Here is a 17236-nt window from a genome sequence, read left to right as displayed (position 1 = left end):
TGTAAACAATAGGAGGACCTCTATCCAAGTCTAAATAAATATTAATCTCAAAAACCATGGTTTTTGAGAGAGGCAAAATTGTAGTAGAAATCCCTTAGAATTAGAGGATTTTTTATATCAAAACTTATATCGAAATCTATATGTCTTAAAGGGATATTTTTGATAGTAGGAAGAAACTTGATTGTAGTATATTGAAAGAAACGGCTTAGGAAATGGAGGGTTGAGATAAATATGAAGGCTTCAGAGTTGTATGAGCTATACATAATAAGTGAGTATAAAAAGAAGACTTCATTAGGAGCGTACCAAGCAAAAGTAGACAAATTCATCAAATTCTTTAGCAACCCTAATGTAGAGGATTTATTTAAGGGGGAGAACATACGAGCGTTTGTGTTTGATGAAGGGCAAGATCCTGGTGGAAAATACAATGCAATCCATAACTTCTATAAGTTTTACTATGAAAAGTATCTCGAGTTGCCTCAAATAGAAATCCCTATATTCCCTATCAATAAGAAAAAGGAGATAATAGATGTCTATAAATCAGAAGGCCAAAAAGCAGGAACTGTATATATTCCAAGAGAAGTTGGATTAGAAGTGTTGTTTGAAGATCATTTCTATCAACACTTAAATAGCAGAAATGCAGAATTGACTATTAAAGCAGCTTTCGCTTTGGCATTATCTGCCGGATACGATAGTGGTGAGATTGATCCAACTAACAACAAATCAGAAGGAATTATGACGTTAGACGATTTTATCATTGAAGAAGATTATGTAAAGGTGCGTAACTTTTATACGCAATCTCATGTACCGTGGATTATTATACAAGGAGAAAATGCTGTTCATATTAAGAATTATTGGGAAGTGCGGAAAAACGCTCAAGTTGAACGGGAAAAAGATAAGAAACGGTTTATCGCAAAAATTTGGAGTTCCAAAGAGCTGAAGGAATTTAATGCAAATAGAGAGCAAAAGAAGAAAATTTATGATCCTAACCCGATAATTTCATATATGCTAAAGTACATCTCTTCGCACCTGGAACTATCAACATCCTTAAATATCACCCACCTTCGCTCGAATATGATTCTACATGCTTTATTTAAAACAAAAGGGGCAGCATTAAAAGATATTATAGAGATTTTTGGCTTTCCAACCTATGTTAAAAATTCATTTGAAATATACTGTGAAGAGATCAACACAGATGTAAACAGCTACTTCACTCCATATTCCTTAGAAGCGGGCACTACAGAAGAAATGGAAGAAGAAAAAAAAACTCAAAAATCTAAAGAAAGCTTGATCGACAGACTCGTTAGAGACTCTAGTAAAGTCAAAAAGTTAAAAAAAATTTACCATAATTGTTGTCAAGTTTGTGGGGAATCTATTACTCTATTAAGTGGTGTAACATACTCAGAAGTCCACCACATCCAGCCATTTAACAAGGATCACCAAGGAAATGATAATATCCCAAATATGCTTGTACTGTGCCCAAACCATCACCAACTCTTTGACATGGGCATCCTTGCGCTAGATCCAGAAAATCACACAACCATCTTGCATGTAGATGAAGCCCTCCCATATCATCAGAAGCTTTCTCTGTTAAAACATAGATTGTCCTTCACATGCGTTCGTTATCACTACGAAAACATCTTTCTTCCATTGAAAACTAAATTGTCGAAAGAAATTATTATTCCATTAAATGATAAATAAAACTGCCTCTAATAGTTTAGAGGCAGTTTTAGGGTGTCTGTTTAAGTAATAATAAAGTTATTAAATTTTGTTTTAAAAGATAGGAGGCTTGCTACATTTTATTGTAGTAAGATTCCTTAAAGTTGTTTAATTCTTATTCAATTAAAGCTACCCGTTAGCTTAAGTGAAAAGCATCACATTTTTTTAACAAATTAGGGCACTTTCGCATGCTCCTGACTCAATCCAAGTCTAGTACAAGTTTCTTAATGCAGCTTATCAATCATAATGGATAATTTGTAGTTTGCATACTTGTTTAACTCCAATAAAAATTGGTTTAACTCTTTATGACCCGGAAACCTGCACTCCAGAAGGTAACAACCCTCTCCACTGATTCTGTAAGTATTGAGGATATATCCCTCCTTTGTTTGGATAAATGAAAGGCAAGGTTGATGGTTTGTACCCTCAATATAGATATTGAGGAAAGCATACGTATAGCAGCCTAATTTCGCTTGATTCACTTTGATGCTATACCCCTCAATCACTCCATTGTCCTCTAATTTCGCCACTCGCGCTGCGGCTGCTGGCCCTGTTAAGTGGACTCTCTCCCCTAATTCTTTCATCGTAATCCGGCTATTGTTAGAGAGCTCCTCTATAATTTTCTTGTCTGTTTCGTCCAACAAACGGCAACTCCTTTCAAAAATAAAGTAAAACAGTAAAAACACTTAATTTTATCTGTGTATTTGAATGTTGCTCATATTATACACTTAACTCCGTCAGCAAACACACATGAAAAGAAAGGGAGTTGTAAAGATGAAGATTACACAAATACGAAATGCAACAATCGTTGTAGAGTACGCAAATAAAAAGTTTTTAATTGATCCTATGTTAGCAGAGAAAGGTACGTACCCACCTTTCCCTGATTCGATCGGACAAGATAAATTTAATCCTTTGGTAAGTTTGCCAACATCAATTGATAACATTCTGGATGGCATAGATGCAGTAATTGTTACTCATCTACACCTAGATCACTTTGATGATGTGGCAAAAAACGTATTGCCAAAGGATATCAAAATGTTTGTTCAAAATGAAGCAGATGCAAAAGAAGTAAAAGCATGTGGTTTCAAAAATGTAGAAGTACTACAACAAGGCACTGTTTTTGAAGGTATCCAGTTAGTAAAAACAAAAGGTGAACATGGTAGAGGCGAAGAGTTATTAAAACTTATAGGTGAAGTTTGTGGAGTAGTATTCAAGCATCCAAGTGAGGAAGTTTTATATGTAGCTGGTGATACAGTTTGGTATGATGCTATCGAAGACGAGATTCATACACATCAACCCGAAATCATTGTAGTTAATGGTGGAGACAATCAAACATTAGAATTTGGTTCGCTCATCATGGGGAAAGAAGACATCTATGAAGTTCACAAGGCGGCTCCGAGTGCTAAGATTATTGCTGTTCATATGGAAGCTGCTAACCATTGGGCATTATCACGAGAAGAATTAAAGAACTTTAGTAAAGAAAAAGGATTCTCAAGTAATATTTTAGTGCCCGAAGATGGTGATTCTTACAAAATGTAATATGAATACTAATTGCATCTAGCTAGGGATACAGTGTGATGTACACCTGTACAAACCAAATGTTAAAATCACAGCTAGCCATATGGAAGCTGTTAACCACTGGGGATTATCCAGGAAAAATTTGAAGAAATATGCGGTTGAAAAAGGGTTTTCTCCCAAATTGCTTATACCAGAAGATGGCGAATGAAACAAATTTCAAATAAAGAAGTAATTATTAAACACGGGAAGGAGGTTTTATATTGAGCCAAGTAAATTCAAAGTTATGGACTAAAGATTTTATTATTCTTTCTTTAGTCAATTTCTTTTTGGTCCTAATATACATGCTGTTAAATGTAATAATTGCGCTTTATGCTGTAAACGAATTTAATGCATCTACTGAACAAGCCGGCGTAGTAGTCGGTATCTTTATCATTGGAGCATTAATAGGTCGACTGGTTACCGGAAAAGTTATTACCAGAGTTGAATACAAACGAATATTAATTATTGGGCTTATCTTTTTTACAATAACAATACTGCTTTATTTTATAGATTATGGTCTCCCCTTATTAATTGTTAGCCGATTTTTAAATGGACTAGCTATAGGTATAGCAACTACAGTAATTGGTACAATAGTGGTTCTTGCCATACCGAAGTCAAGAAGAGGGGAAGGTATTAGTTACTTTGCCGTTAGTACAGCATTAGCTACAGGACTAGGACCTTTTTTAGGTCTATATATGACTCAACATACTGGATTTAATATCATTTTTCTTTTCTCCCTTTTACTTGGAGTCGCTAGTACGATAATTGGTTTCTTAGTTAACGTACCCATGGCTCCGAAAACAACAGAGGAAAAACGCGGAGGATTTAAAATTTCGAATTACATTGAACCAAAAGCTGTACCAATAGGTATTATTGTTCTTTTAATGACTTTCAGCTTTTCAAGTGTACTTTCTTATATAAACCTTTATGCTATTGAATTGAATTTGGTCAGTGCTGCTAGCTTTTTCTTCAGTATTTACACCATCAGTGTATTGGTGTCTAGACCGTTTACTGGAAAACTAGTGGATCGTAGAGGAGCAAATTATATTATGTATCCGGCTTTTTTACTTTTTGGAGCCGGAATGCTTCTTCTTAGTACAGTGGATAAGTCGTTAACCCTATTATTAGCGGGAGGGTTAATTGGTCTGGGTTTTGGAAATATTTCCTCTGTCAGTCAGACTGTAGCCACCTTGAAAGTAACACCTGAACGTATAGGTTATGCTACTGCTACTTTCTTCATCTTTTATGATATAGGGAATGGATTAGGTCCGTTTATTTTAGGGCTTATAATTCCTTTCACAGGGTATTCCACTATGTATGCAATTCTAGGAATTATGGTTTTTGCTGTATCCTTTCTTTATTATTTTTTACATGGGAAGATGGAAAGAGAAAATCACTCTCTTTAAAAGAAAAAATCCATTAATGAATTCAGTTTCTATAGGAAAAAGGAGGTCATAATATGGGTTTAGAACTAAAATCATTAAATAAAGACTCAAAGGATGTTAATAAGGTAAGTGATTTGCTTTATGGAGCATTCCCTGAAGTAGAGAGGCTTCCTTTGGATCTGTTATTTGATAGAGCAAATTTAGATGGGGTAGACTTTCTTGCTATTTACGACGAAGATAACTTTATAGGGTTTACTTACTTAATAACTCATAAAAACCTGACATATGTTCAGTATTTAGCTATAGATAGTCATTCACGCTCCAAAGGGTATGGAAGTTTAATTCTTTCACGTATAAAAGAAAAATACTACGACAATCAATTAACTCTTAATATAGAAGCTCTAGATAAAAGTGCAACAAATTATGAGCAAAGATTAAACAGAAAAAACTTTTATTTACGTAACGGTTACGAAAGCTCAGGTTTCCTTTTTAAGGATCGTTGGGGCATGTATGAAATTATGGTAAACGGAGAAGGAGAGATTAACCAAGAAGAATTCTCTGATTTAATAAGGGGGTTTACAGGTAATTCATTGTTCTTGTATTTAGAAATACAGATACAGTTGGCTTGAAAACGAGATTGTTAAAAAGGCTATTAATAGCCTTTTTAACACCAATTTCATATATAATGCTGGATTTTATACATCCTTGATAAATCAACGTTGTCGGCTTATAAAGAAGCCTAGCAGCCTGGAATCTCTTATTGAACTAACCTGCCCCATTAGCTTAAGTACATCTTTTCACAATCTTAACGAAATAAACCTTATTGAGCTCGTAGAATTTAGATTATACGCATAATAAAAACTTTTTAATAATAGTCTATATCCTCTTACAAATATTGTTGTCCAATGCTAATAATATTTGAGTTTGTCGAGAAAAGAAATAATAAAAGAGCATGTTTAATATGTAGCATTCCTGTCGATATTGTTGACGTAGATATATACCATACTACTCATTTTTTAATTGTACATATTTTTCCTTCTCCAATGTATAAATGTAGAGATATAGTATAATAGTAACAGACGCAATATATCAGCTACACTAGCGACATTTATTGGAGGTAAGCATGGAAAAATTAATAGATGAATTGATTGCTGATTATAAAATGGAAACACAAGATACAGAAGGTAACTTTTTAATAGAAAAACTAGAATATGATATCTCGTTTTTGGTTAAAGTCGCCAATAACTGCAAGAAATGGTCAGCCAAGGATATAATGGTGGCTGAAGATGATCAGGAGGAAATAATAAGAAAAATTAGTGAACTAACCGAGAGATATGTAGAAGACTTTAAAACAGAGGATCGTGACCCGGAATTTTTATATAAATATAATACTGCTGGACTACTAGTCTATTCTAATATGATACAGAACTATTTTGCAGATATTGCTTATGAAGAACCACTTCTACACTCTAATCAGGTCAAAAAAGAAAATCCGGATATGCATGTTGGTCTAGTTATAGAAAATTATGAAGGGAACGCATATCCTCCTAGTGATGAAATGAATTTAATTGTCCATCGATGATATATTTCTTTAAATTCATTTGTCACCTGAGCTTTTGGCCGCCCAAAAGTTACACCGTTTTTCGAAGCAACATCAATCCCCTCACGTTGTCGCTTTCGAATCCGCTCCCTTTCTTCTTCCGCCATCCAGGAAAGAATCTGTAGAACAAGATCAGCAATAAAGGTTCCCAGGCTGTCCTTATACTGAGTGGTATCGAGCAAAGGCATGTCTAAAACGATGATATCCGCCTCAATATTTTTCGTAAGGTCGTTCCATTCATGAAGAATCTCTTCTTTGTTTCGTCCAAAACGATCAAGTGAATGAATGTAAAGGACATCCCCTTTGCGAATGATACGTTTCAACAATTGATACTGGACGCGCTCGAAATTTTTCCCGCTTTGTTTATCCATGAAAATATCTCGTTGATCAATCCCCATTTTTTTCATGGCCTCAAGCTGCCGTCCTTCATTTTGATCTTTGCTGCTGACTCTTATGTACCCAAATTTCCGAACATCCATTTTTTACTCCTTTTGGTACTAATTCTCTCTTCTATTCTATCAAAAGCGTTCGAAAAAGTGAGTGAAAAACAGCGAACGTCCGGAAATTATTTTAAAACTTAAACGAACGTAAAAAATAGCCTTTTTTGAGCAAAAAACAACCGTCCGTAAAAGTGTACTTTTACGAACGAAGCAAGGAATTGAAGATTTCCCGTCGGCAAAACACAAATTTGTAAAATTAAGTTTCCAGCACTAAAAATCCCAGCCGCTCACGAACATAGATGAGCAGCTGGGATTGAATGTTTTACAATGAACTACACTCAAATTTATTTAATTGGTGACAGTTCACTCTCTATTACCCATTTATGGTTTTTCACTTCATCTTCCGTTTCGGTATCTGTATAACTTACCATATACACGGTCGTTTGTTTTGCCGAGTCAATGACAGCAGTAGCTCCATTCATTCCTTCCATATGATCCGCATTTAATACGACTTCATCTCCCGGTTGGAATGGCTGATCTCCTGCGCCTTCAAGTTCTTCATGAATGACCCACTTGTGATCTTCTACTTTTTCACCGCCAGTCGTTGGCGTGTAGGTAACAGAATAGACCGTTGTATCGAAAGCTCCATCGATGGTTGCCACTGCTTTATCCATTCCAGGCATATGATTAGCATTTATCACTGCCTCGCTGCCGACTGGATAAGTTGGATTTTCTGCAACAGCTAAATCTTCCGGTACTTCACCCGAACTTGAATGATTCATCTGTCCATGTGAGCCTGAATGGTCTTCCATATTTTTGTTTGTTTCCGTTTCCGCATTTTTATTATTAGCGGGCTCTGCTTCATCCTTGCCGCCACAAGCAGATAAGACAAATGCCATAACTAAAGTGGCGACCAATGATAAGAATTTCTTATTTTTCATCATCCAAAACCTCCTTCAGCATTTAAAAATCATTTTATCAAATAAATGTGCAGAAACTATGGATGACGCTCAGGTTCACAATAAAAAATAGAACCGTTATTTATCCCGTCACCCATTTGTATCCTCTTTATTTCTTTAAATTAACTTTCTGAAGACGTAACGCATTCAAAACTACCGATACAGAACTAAATGCCATTGCTGCACCAGCTACCCAAGGTGCTAGTAAGCCAATTGCCGCGACCGGTATCCCGATAGTGTTATAAAAGAAAGCGAAAAATAAGTTTTGCTTAATATTTCGCATTGTTTTTCGACTCATGATAATTGCATCTGCTACGCTGTTTAAATCTCCACGCATTAGTGTAATGTCAGCTGCTTCAATGGCGATATCTGTACCGGTTCCGACGGCCATTCCAATATTTGCTGTAGCGAGGGCTGGAGCATCATTGATACCGTCCCCGACCATAGCTACATTCTTGCCTTGCTCTTGAAGTTTCTTGACCTCTTCACTTTTCTGCTCTGGTAAAACCTCTGCAATAACCTTTGACACACCTACTTGCCGGGCAATAGCTTCTGCAGTACGTTGATTATCACCAGTAAGCATGATGACTTCCAGACCGAGATCCAGCATCCGAGCAATGGCTTCTTTAGATGTTTCCTTTACCGTGTCAGCTACTGCGACAATACCAGCAATTTTGCTATCTACTGCGATCAGCATGGCTGTTTTTCCTTCGCTCTCTAGCTTTTCCATTAATGCGCCTAAATCCTTGATTCCTACATTGTGTTGGTTCATTAATTTTCTTGTTCCGACCAACACTTCCCTGTTATTCACTGCCGCCCTGATCCCATAGCCTGGCAATGCTTCAAACTCAGTAGTTTTAAGAAGCGTAATGCCTTTTTCTTTTACACCATTGACAATGGCTTGCGCTAAAGGATGCTCGGATTGATTTTCAGCGGTACCAATCAATTGAAGAATTTCCTCTTCTTCAAAATCATTTGTTACTGAAACGTCCGTCAATGCAGGCTCTCCTTTTGTGACTGTTCCTGTTTTATCTAAGACCACTGTATCGATTGATTGGGTGTTTTCCAAATGCTCTCCTCCTTTAAAGAGAAGACCCATTTCAGCGGCTCTACCCGAACCGGCCATAATTGAAGTTGGTGTAGCCAAACCGAGTGCACAAGGGCAAGCGATAACCAAAATTGAGATCGTCGGGATAAGAGCCGAACGGAAATCGCCCGGTGTCACAACAAAATACCAAATGAAGAAAGTAATAACCGCGATACCTACTACCACTGGCACAAAGATGCCGGAAATTTTATCAGCTAAACGCTGAATATCTGCTTTAGATCCCTGTGCCTCTTCAACCACTTTAACGATTTGCGCCAGTGCCGTATCTTTCCCCACTTTTGTCGCCTTTATTTTCAATGACCCATTTTTATTAATAGTGGCACCTATAACGGTGTCACCATCTACTTTATCAACCGGAATACTCTCTCCTGTAATCATCGACTCGTCGATTGCTGAACGCCCTTCTAGGATTTCACCATCCACTGGTATTTTTTCACCCGGCTTTACTAGAATGGTTTCTCCCTCTATAACTTCTTCAATCGGAACTTCTACTTCAGCTCCGTCTCTTAAAACACGGGCTGTTTTTGCCTGCAGACCAAGCAGTTTTTGAATGGCCTGGCTTGTTTTTCCTTTCGCACGCACTTCAAATAACTTGCCAAGTACAATGAGTGTAATGATAACAGCAGAAGCCTCGAAATAAAGTTGAGGCACTCCTATTCCACCTGCCTTCATCCATTCCCAAACCAAATAGATACTGTAGAAATACGCAGCACTTGTGCCAAGAGACACAAGTACATCCATGTTTGCACTTTTATTTTTTAAAGCATGGTAGGCCCCTTTATAAAACTGGGCCCCTATAATAAACTGTACTGGGGTCGCTAATGCTAACTGTACCCACGGGTTCATGAGTAGATGCGGCAGATAGATAAAAGATATAAATTCAAAATGTGCAACCATCGTCCACAGTAATGGAATCGTCAAAATGAGTGAGAATAAGAATTTTCTCGATTGCTTTCGGATTTCCTGTTCTTTATGATCGATCTTTTCCTTACTGTCTTGCTTCGGAATCAATTCATACCCCAGCTTATTAACAACTTCAATCATTTCCGAGGGCTTTACTTGTTGATCGTCGTATTCAACTGTGATTGTTTCCAGTGCAAAGTTAACATTTGCATTGGAAACACCATTCATCTTATTAATTCTTTTTTCAATCTTCGTCGCACAGGCCGCACATGTCATACCAGAAATATCAAAGTCCGCCTTTTCCTGAACAACACTATAGCCAAGCTTTTCAACCTTTTCTTTAAACTCATTTGCATTTGTTTTTGTTGGATCATAGATGATCGTCGAACGCTCCAATGCAAAGTTCACGTTTGCTTCCTCTACGCCCTCTATTTTCGAAAGTCCTTTTTCAATCCGATTGGCGCAGGCTGCACACGTCATCCCATTAATTTGCAGCGTCTTTTCTTCAGTCGCCATTTTAAATCCCTCCAATACATGGCAGGGGTATATTTCATTTAAAAAGAAAGATCCTACCTGAAGGTACGATCTTATCTACTGATTTCTACCCCCGCCTGGTATAAGCAGAAAACCATTCATTAACTAAATTTTTTAAAAAGATGGGAGAAAATCAGACAACATCATAACCTTGTTCTTCAATCGTTTCCTTAATCTGATCTAATGTTGTTTGCTGGTTATCAAATTCAACAGTTACTTCGTCATTGTTAAGATCAACCTTCACGGAAGAAACACCTGCAAGTTGACCAACATTTCCTTCGATTGAATTGACACAATGATTACATGACATTCCTTGTACTTTTAACGTTTCTTTCATTTTAAAAACCTCCTGTTTAGTTAGTACCTTTATTTTACCATACCCTTGTATTGTATATAAGTTGGTAAATAAAAAATGCTTTTAATATTTCTAATAATAGTGTCTTACTTAGTCATCGCTTTCATAACGTCCATTAATTCCTTTATGGCGTTTTCACCATCATTTCCTTTAATAGCATTCGCCACACAGTGGTGTGTATGATCTTCCAGCAGAGCTAAGGAAACCTTGTTTATCGCTGACTGGATGGCACTAATCTGATGTAATATATCCACGCAATAACGGTCATTCTCTATCATCTGATGAATACCTCTCACTTGCCCTTCAATACGCTTTAAGCGATTAAGAAGCTGCTTTTTATTTGGCTGGACCGTTGTTTTCATCATCTCTTGCATGATCCACGCTCCCTTCATTATACATATACCCTGTAACCGTATATTATCAACTCCGTTTAATTCTGTCAATAATCAGTTTTTACTTTATCCGCCCATTTTAAAAGTATCTTCCTTTTCAACGTTACTTTGAGTAAAGCATTATTTTGAGATGGTTAAGGATACAAGCCAAGTGAAATCATGTCTTACTTTAATAATAAGTTACCCTTTTCTACGATGGTTATGCGTTCTGAATACACAGCTTCAGCCGAATCTCTCTCAAGATGAACTTATTTTTCTAAAGTCATTTTTTTAAACAGCTGTCGCCTTTTATTCATATAAAAGGCGACATCCCTATAACAATAATTTCATATGCTCTTCAGTCAATACCCCGCCATCGATAATTCCTTTTCTGTAGGAATTATCATGAAACACATTAATTCACAGAGATCAAGTTGTTCACTAGTTATCTCTCCACTAAAAACCAGTAAATCCTCCAAAAAACGGCATTAAGTAAATAATGATTTTCGTCATCCAGTCAAAAAACAACATAATTCCCATGACAATCATAATATAGCCGCCCACTTTCATAATGACCCCGCTATGTGTTCGGATCCATTTCATGCGGCTGATAAAGAAGGATAGAATAAAAAATGGGACAGCAAACCCGAGAGTATAAGCGATCATATAAAGTAAGCCTGACCCTGGATTACTTGCAGCAAGTGCGAAGACGGACATCAAAATAGGACCGGTACAAGGTGTCCAGCCGGCCGCAAAAGCAAGACCGATTAACATCGACCCCAAGTAACCCCCAGGGCGGTTTTTAAATTCAAGCCGGCGGTCAGTCATCATGAATTTAGGTTGGAAAATCCCTGTGACAACGAGACCGAAGAACACGATAAAAATAGCGCCTATTTGTCTGATTAAATCTTGGTATTGAAACAGCATTTTCGCTTATTATGTATTGTTCCAGTGGGATTATTATTCTCAAAATCTTAATGATATAGTTAAAGTTTGGGAAGGCGGAATTGCTATTCATGGGGCTTTAATCGGGGCAGTAGCTACTACAATTGTTTATGCTAAGAAAAAGAAACTTTCCTTTTAGCTTTTGGCTGATATTGCTGCCCCAAGCCTCATCTTGGCTCAAGCCATTGGAAGATGGGGAAACTTCATAAATCAAGAGGCACATGGAGGACTGGTGACAAGAGGTTATCTAGAGGAATTAAAATTACCGGATTTTATTATTAATCAAATGTACATAGATGGACAATATTATCATCCAACTTTTTTGTATGAATCTTTATGGAATGCAGTCGGCTTTTTGATTCTCTTGTATTTAAGAAGCGCCAAATTGAAAACAGGCGAATTGTTTCTTCTTTATGTAATTTGGTATTCAATTGGTAGATTCCTAGTGGAAGGTTTACGGACAGACAGTTTAATGCTGACTGAAACCATCCGTATAGCTCAGTTAATGTCTATCACTCTGATTTTCGCAGCAGTAGTTTTCATATGGTATCGCCGTCTATTAAGCGGTATTAAAAAGTCTAAATAAGAGATCTCTTTTTAACGGTGAAAAGAAGAGCACATGGACTTTCTGTGATACCAAGTGGCCCGAACGAGAAGCTTTGCATCATATCTTCTGAGGAGATTTAAAATGTACACCTTATTAAATGATATTAGTAATTTTTTAAATAAGCCTTTTATGAACATGGCGAATAATAGCGAGGCAATTCCGATAATAGGAGCACTTGCTTTAGGCTTAGTCGGAGCACTGGCACCATGCCAAATCTCTGGCAATATAAGTGCTATCACTTTATACGGCAATAATGCTCTTCAAAAGAGCATTAACTGGATGGAAATATTGTTGTTTACTTTAGGGAAAGTAGTTGTATTTTCAACGTTGGGATTAATTGTCTGGTTATTGGGAAAAGAAATTGAACCTATGCTTATTCAAGTTTTCCCTTGGATTCGTAAGCTCATGGGGCCTCTGATGATCGCTGTAGGACTGTTCATGATAGGAATAGTTAAAATTAAATGGAACGCCCTTCAAATAAAAATATCCCCTAAAAAAAGCAAGTTGGGTTCATTTTTAATGGGCGCGACATTTGCCTTAGCATTTTGTCCAACTATGTTTGTCTTGTTTTTTGTAAGCTTAATGCCTTTAGTGTTATCTACTTCCTATGGCGCGATCTTGCCTGGGATATTTGCCATCGGAACGTCTTTTCCGCTAATTCTTTTCGTCACTTTTATTTGGTTTTTTGGTTTTGATGGAACTTTACTTAAACGCGGAAGAAAAATAGGAGCATATGTTCAAAAAGCAGCTGGCGTGTTTATGATTTTCTTAGGTGTTTTAGACATCTTAACATATTGGTGATGAAAGTTTTAACAGGCAAACAAAAGTGCTGTATGGTGATTTTTGTACCTTTTTATAAATTTTTGAATTATCCCCTTGTAAGGACCACCCATCGGTTGGTCCCCTTTATTCTCTCCCTATTAATTTACACAGTAACACAAATAAATGAACAAAATAGATATCATTATTTAGCGACTATTTAAGATAGTCTCTCTAATCAGACTGTTTAAGATAGTTTTTAAGGAATCTTAGGAAGACATATTCTCTATCTGTTTTTGTAAAAGTTTTATTTGTTGTTGCATTTGCTCAATTATTCGTTGTTCCTCCCCCTTGTTCTTTCTTATCAAGTTCTGATACAAGAGCTTTCTCCAGAAAAGTAAGTATTTCTGTCGCTGTAACCACGGCCCAGGTCGCCACATAAAGTTCAATGACGCTAGTGGTCAGACACTGTACATAGAACACAAGGTGCAACAGTTATGATCATGACATCCCACCTTCGCAAGTTCGCACTCACCGTACATGTCACTTCCTAGGTCGGCTGGCTTGTCACGGTCGTTGACTTCCTAGCACTCGTTGTCGCTGCTCTGACCACCCGATATGCTCAGACGGTGTGTACCGCCTGGATCGCGATGGAGTTGATTGGTTGGTTCGCCATCGTCCCGTTGGCTCTCACCTCGCTGCTAATCGGGCTTGTCATATCACTGGGCACTCCATGGGGCTTGTTTCGGCACTATTGGGTTCTTTTCAAATTCCTGCAACCATCCTTGCCACCACCGTCTTGCTGTTAAACATGCAGACAGTGAGTTTCCTAGCAGGCATAGCCGTAGAGACAGAAAGTGCCGATCTCGGCGGGCTGCTGGTGTTGCTTGTGGCCCCAATACTATCGGTGTACAAGTCCCGGGCCTGACCTGGTATGGGTGGCGTAAGCAGCGCGAGCAGCGTACGGGATCACAGCCGTAGATGTAGCGACTTCTGCTCCATACTGGCACCTATCTCGCGTCAGCATCGACCATATACCAGGTTTTATGTGCGAGCCCTCTATAAAATCAATTCAGATAATCAATAAACATTACTTTATTGATTAATTATCGAAAATCCTTAAAATGTTAACCGTTTCTCCAAAGAATCTTCAAATCTTTTTTCTATACTGTGGCTACACCATCAGAAACTGGAGGGAAGTCTGCGCATTAATTTTGACGGTTTTCATGCACACTTATTTTGTGTATATTTTTTGTTACGCTTCAAAAGAAGTATTCAAGAGAAGAGGGGGAAATAATTAATGGGAATAAAGATAAAGATTGCTGCAACGGCGATTAGTATATTGGTTATCAGCGGTTGCAGTAATAAATCACAACCTAACGAGGAAATGGATCATTCCACTATGAATCAAGAAATGGAAGAGATGAATCATGACATGATGGAAGGGCATATGAGTCATGATGATGTGGTAAGTTTAAACGATTCAACAGGGGAAAATGAATTGAAAATTCCTGTCGCGCTCGAACGTAGTAATGAGGAAGGTGTCCTATACACCGTTAGAGCACAAAAAGGGAAAACAGAAATATTTGATGGTATTGAAACAAATACGTATGGGTATAACAAATCGTTTCTAGGCCCAATGCTTCGTCTTAAAAAAGGCGAAACTGTAAAGATTAGAACGATAAATGAGCTTAATGAGAATACAACTTTTCATTGGCATGGACTAGAAGTGTCAGGAGAGGAAGATGGCGGGCCACATAACATTCTTAAACCCGGAGAAGAAAACGTCATTGAATTTAAAGTGACACAGGAAGCGGCAACGTTATGGTTCCATCCCCATCCAGAGGGGAAAACTGCTGAACAGGTATATAACGGGCTTGCAGGCTTAATTTATATCGAAGATGAGAATTCAAAAAGTCTTGGATTACCAAATGATTATAGAAAGAACGATTTTCCATTGATATTTCAAGATAAAACATTTGATGATAAGAAGCAATTGAATTATAGTGCTACAATGAACGATGACGGAACAATCGGCGATACGTTACTGATCAATGGAACTCTCAATCCTAAGTTGACTGTAAACAAAGAGAAAGTACGTCTCCGTTTATTAAATGGATCTAATGCGAGGGATTATACATTTAAATTCAATACAGGGGATTCCTTTCTTCAAATCGCAACGGATGGCGGCTTCCTAAATGAACCAGTTACTTTGAAAGAGGTTACGCTGACGCCTTCCGAGAGAGCAGAAATTATTGTTGATTTTTCACAGATTAACACAGCAAATGACTTGGCGTTAATAAATGAGGATGGATCCGTCCTTTTACCATTTGAGGTCATTGATCAAAGCGGAGTGACGAGTAGAGTTCCGAAAAAATTGAACGATTTTTCATTGACAGATAAAGAGATGGATCTGCCTGTCACAAAGAAAGTGGAACTCTTTGGGATGATGGACATGGTAACGATAAATGGAAAGAAATTTAATCCGAAAAGAATTGATTTCACACAAAAGCAAGGGGTCACTGAAGTATGGGAGATTTACAACAGACCAGATATGATGGGTGGAATGATTCATCCGTTCCATATTCATGGAACGCAATTTAAAATACTCTCCCGAGATGGAAAAGAGCCACCGAAAAATGAACGGGGATGGAAGGACAGTATCTCCATAAAGCCAGATGAGAAAGTGAAAATAGCTATACAATTTAAACATAAGGGTGTGTATATGTTCCATTGTCATATTCTTGAACATGAAGACAACGGCATGATGGGACAGGTAAAAGTGGAATAAACATCAATCCGCTAATAAGTTAAAACCCAAATTATCTAGGCAAATGTCATACTTCTCTACCGAAACAGCCAGTGTGTATCCTTTAACACTGGCTGTTTGTCACTTCCACAATATTGAAGCAAACTGTGGGATCTACAAGTCAAAAAAATTTGCAAAAATTATGGATTGAGCTCATGGCCTAACACAAGAAAAAACAGAGCAAGTCTTTACTCTGTTTTCCCATTTGACAGTATTTTAGTCCAGCCTTCTTTCTGATCTTGTGTTGTATACACATCATTTTTGGCAGTCACAAACATCATTTCATTCTCTTTCTGATAGTTAACCTCTAGATAAATAGGAGGGTTTTCTGCAGTTAAAGAAAGCTCATTAAGTTTCTTATCCTGCTTATCGTTCAAATTTATTTCGTGCAAGACAGGCTTGTTGCCTTCTAACATTGAGTACACGATGGAATCTTCCCTAAAAACCAGTGAGGTAACGGTTCCTTTTGTTTGAATCAGGGAAAAATCTTTACCATAGTTCTCTGATAGAAAGATCCCTTCCTTTGCATAAATAGCAATCAAATTATCTTTTGACGGGTGAACATCCAGGCCCCCAAGCGAATCGGACGTTACCCCATTTAATTTAGCCTGCGTCCAGTCTTTTCCTTCATTTTTTGTATAAAATACTCCTGTGCCTATTTTGGAATTTGGCATTTCATTTACAGCATAAATAGTTCCTGTTTCGTAGCTGGCTCCAAGGTAATGAAAGTCTGTTTCCCCATAGAAAGCTAATTTTTCCAAGCTTTTTCCTTCACCTGTGCTTTTCGTAAGGCCTAAAGGATTTTTTAAGTCTGACCCTTCTTCCGGGTGTCCACTGGCATAAAAGCCGTCTTTAAACGTTTGAAACCCCATATAATCATGGTTATTTTCTGTCGTTTTATACCATGATCCATTTTCATATTTGAAAAGACCACTATGTGTGGCTATAACCGGCGCTTGTTCTTCTCCCAAATATCCTGCTCCATGAATATGCTCGACCTTCTCACTTTCTGCTTTGACAAAATACTCTTCTTTCTCGTTATTGGAGCATGCTGTTAATAAAAATAAGGCAACAGTCCCGCTTATTAGTATTCTATTACTTTTTTTCAACTTTAAATTCTCTCCCTTTTTACAATAATGAACGCGAGTTATTATCTTTTTCATTCCAATAACCCACCTTAATGTTTTGAAT

The 17236-nt window shown here is 37.4% G+C and carries 14 protein-coding genes and 2 pseudogenes; 8 read left to right on the top strand and 8 right to left on the bottom strand.

Going from position 1 to position 17236, the window contains the following annotated elements:
* The first annotated feature begins 231 nt into the window (after window positions 1–231).
* Window positions 232–1698 carry an HNH endonuclease gene (locus QYG89_RS05600; protein WP_404315411.1) on the top strand — a complete coding sequence of 489 codons (1467 nt, stop codon included), beginning with the start codon at window positions 232–234 and terminating at the stop codon, window positions 1696–1698.
* A gap of 242 nt (window positions 1699–1940) precedes the next feature.
* Here the strand turns inward: QYG89_RS05600 and QYG89_RS05595 are convergent, their stop codons facing one another.
* Entirely contained in the window at window positions 1941–2357 is a 417-nt protein-coding gene (locus QYG89_RS05595; protein WP_404315409.1) for an Lrp/AsnC family transcriptional regulator, read from the bottom strand.
* Between the two features lie 130 nt (window positions 2358–2487).
* On the opposite strand from QYG89_RS05595, the gene QYG89_RS05590 reads away from it, so the two are divergent.
* The 4 genes from QYG89_RS05590 to QYG89_RS05575 all read left to right on the top strand — a co-directional run bounded on the left by QYG89_RS05590 (window position 2488) and on the right by QYG89_RS05575 (window position 6237).
* Complete coding sequence (locus tag QYG89_RS05590; protein WP_404315407.1) at window positions 2488–3252, top strand: MBL fold metallo-hydrolase; 765 nt, start codon at window positions 2488–2490, stop codon at window positions 3250–3252.
* 239 nt (window positions 3253–3491) lie between these two features.
* A complete protein-coding gene (locus tag QYG89_RS05585; RefSeq protein ID WP_404315405.1) occupies window positions 3492–4676 on the top strand; it encodes an MFS transporter in 1185 nt (394 codons plus the stop codon).
* A 53-nt stretch (window positions 4677–4729) separates the two neighbouring features.
* Window positions 4730–5284 carry a GNAT family N-acetyltransferase gene (locus QYG89_RS05580; RefSeq protein ID WP_404315403.1) on the top strand — a complete coding sequence of 185 codons (555 nt, stop codon included), beginning with the start codon at window positions 4730–4732 and terminating at the stop codon, window positions 5282–5284.
* Window positions 5285–5778: 494 nt separating this feature from the next.
* A complete protein-coding gene (locus tag QYG89_RS05575) occupies window positions 5779–6237 on the top strand; it encodes a hypothetical protein (protein WP_404315399.1) in 459 nt (152 codons plus the stop codon).
* Here QYG89_RS05575 and QYG89_RS05570 read toward each other — a convergent pair.
* From QYG89_RS05570 to QYG89_RS05545, 6 genes and pseudogenes are all read right to left on the bottom strand, one after another.
* Complete coding sequence (locus QYG89_RS05570; protein ID WP_404315397.1) at window positions 6180–6734, bottom strand: recombinase family protein; 555 nt, start codon at window positions 6732–6734, stop codon at window positions 6180–6182. The two genes, QYG89_RS05575 and QYG89_RS05570, sit on opposite strands and share 58 nt — an antisense overlap.
* A 305-nt stretch (window positions 6735–7039) precedes the next feature.
* Window positions 7040–7636 (bottom strand): YdhK family protein, encoded by a 597-nt coding sequence (locus QYG89_RS05565; protein WP_404315652.1) that lies wholly within the window; start codon window positions 7634–7636, stop codon window positions 7040–7042.
* Between the two features lie 127 nt (window positions 7637–7763).
* Complete coding sequence (locus QYG89_RS05560) at window positions 7764–10181, bottom strand: heavy metal translocating P-type ATPase (RefSeq protein ID WP_404315395.1); 2418 nt, start codon at window positions 10179–10181, stop codon at window positions 7764–7766.
* Window positions 10182–10332: 151 nt separating this feature from the next.
* Window positions 10333–10536 (bottom strand): copper chaperone CopZ, encoded by a 204-nt coding sequence (gene copZ / locus QYG89_RS05555; RefSeq protein ID WP_404315393.1) that lies wholly within the window; start codon window positions 10534–10536, stop codon window positions 10333–10335.
* Window positions 10537–10640: 104 nt separating this feature from the next.
* On the bottom strand, window positions 10641–10928 hold the full coding sequence (locus QYG89_RS05550; RefSeq protein WP_404315391.1) for a metal-sensitive transcriptional regulator: 288 nt from the start codon (window positions 10926–10928) through the stop codon (window positions 10641–10643).
* 453 nt (window positions 10929–11381) lie between these two features.
* A pseudogene (locus tag QYG89_RS05545) lies at window positions 11382–11843 on the bottom strand (cytochrome c biogenesis CcdA family protein); the annotation flags it as partial.
* 16 nt (window positions 11844–11859) lie between these two features.
* Between QYG89_RS05545 and lgt the strand changes: the two are divergent.
* From lgt to QYG89_RS05530, 3 genes and pseudogenes are all read left to right on the top strand, one after another.
* A pseudogene (gene lgt, locus QYG89_RS05540) lies at window positions 11860–12456 on the top strand (prolipoprotein diacylglyceryl transferase); the annotation flags it as partial.
* A gap of 102 nt (window positions 12457–12558) precedes the next feature.
* The gene (locus QYG89_RS05535) at window positions 12559–13278 is read left to right on the top strand and encodes an urease accessory protein UreH domain-containing protein (RefSeq protein ID WP_404315388.1); all 720 of its coding nucleotides are present in this window, start codon (window positions 12559–12561) and stop codon (window positions 13276–13278) included.
* 1258 nt (window positions 13279–14536) lie between these two features.
* Window positions 14537–16027 carry a multicopper oxidase family protein gene (locus tag QYG89_RS05530; protein ID WP_404315386.1) on the top strand — a complete coding sequence of 497 codons (1491 nt, stop codon included), beginning with the start codon at window positions 14537–14539 and terminating at the stop codon, window positions 16025–16027.
* Window positions 16028–16233: 206 nt separating this feature from the next.
* Here the strand turns inward: QYG89_RS05530 and QYG89_RS05525 are convergent, their stop codons facing one another.
* Complete coding sequence (locus QYG89_RS05525) at window positions 16234–17208, bottom strand: F510_1955 family glycosylhydrolase (protein ID WP_404315384.1); 975 nt, start codon at window positions 17206–17208, stop codon at window positions 16234–16236.
* Window positions 17209–17236: the final 28 nt, after the last annotated feature.

This window comes from Bacillus lumedeiriae, from assembly GCF_044891285.1.
Taxonomy (GTDB): domain Bacteria; phylum Bacillota; class Bacilli; order Bacillales; family Domibacillaceae; genus Pseudobacillus; species Pseudobacillus lumedeiriae.
Note: the sequence above shows the minus strand (reverse complement) of the source record. Positions and strands in the feature narration are given on the sequence as shown.

What these genes read in the sequence shown, in the direction of transcription:
- QYG89_RS05580 (WP_404315403.1), top strand. Translation starts at nt 4,730, where the DNA reads ATGGGTTTAGAACTAAAATCATTAAATAAAGACTCAAAGGATGTTAAT.
- copZ (WP_404315393.1), bottom strand. Translation starts at nt 10,536, where the DNA reads ATGAAAGAAACGTTAAAAGTACAAGGAATGTCATGTAATCATTGTGTC.
- QYG89_RS05565 (WP_404315652.1), bottom strand. Translation starts at nt 7,636, where the DNA reads ATGAAAAATAAGAAATTCTTATCATTGGTCGCCACTTTAGTTATGGCA.
- QYG89_RS05570 (WP_404315397.1), bottom strand. Translation starts at nt 6,734, where the DNA reads ATGGATGTTCGGAAATTTGGGTACATAAGAGTCAGCAGCAAAGATCAA.
- QYG89_RS05525 (WP_404315384.1), bottom strand. Translation starts at nt 17,208, where the DNA reads ATGAAAAAGATAATAACTCGCGTTCATTATTGTAAAAAGGGAGAGAAT.
- QYG89_RS05530 (WP_404315386.1), top strand. Translation starts at nt 14,537, where the DNA reads ATGGGAATAAAGATAAAGATTGCTGCAACGGCGATTAGTATATTGGTT.
- QYG89_RS05575 (WP_404315399.1), top strand. Translation starts at nt 5,779, where the DNA reads ATGGAAAAATTAATAGATGAATTGATTGCTGATTATAAAATGGAAACA.
- QYG89_RS05600 (WP_404315411.1), top strand. Translation starts at nt 232, where the DNA reads ATGAAGGCTTCAGAGTTGTATGAGCTATACATAATAAGTGAGTATAAA.
- QYG89_RS05560 (WP_404315395.1), bottom strand. Translation starts at nt 10,181, where the DNA reads ATGGCGACTGAAGAAAAGACGCTGCAAATTAATGGGATGACGTGTGCA.
- QYG89_RS05550 (WP_404315391.1), bottom strand. Translation starts at nt 10,928, where the DNA reads ATGCAAGAGATGATGAAAACAACGGTCCAGCCAAATAAAAAGCAGCTT.
- QYG89_RS05590 (WP_404315407.1), top strand. Translation starts at nt 2,488, where the DNA reads ATGAAGATTACACAAATACGAAATGCAACAATCGTTGTAGAGTACGCA.
- QYG89_RS05535 (WP_404315388.1), top strand. Translation starts at nt 12,559, where the DNA reads ATGTACACCTTATTAAATGATATTAGTAATTTTTTAAATAAGCCTTTT.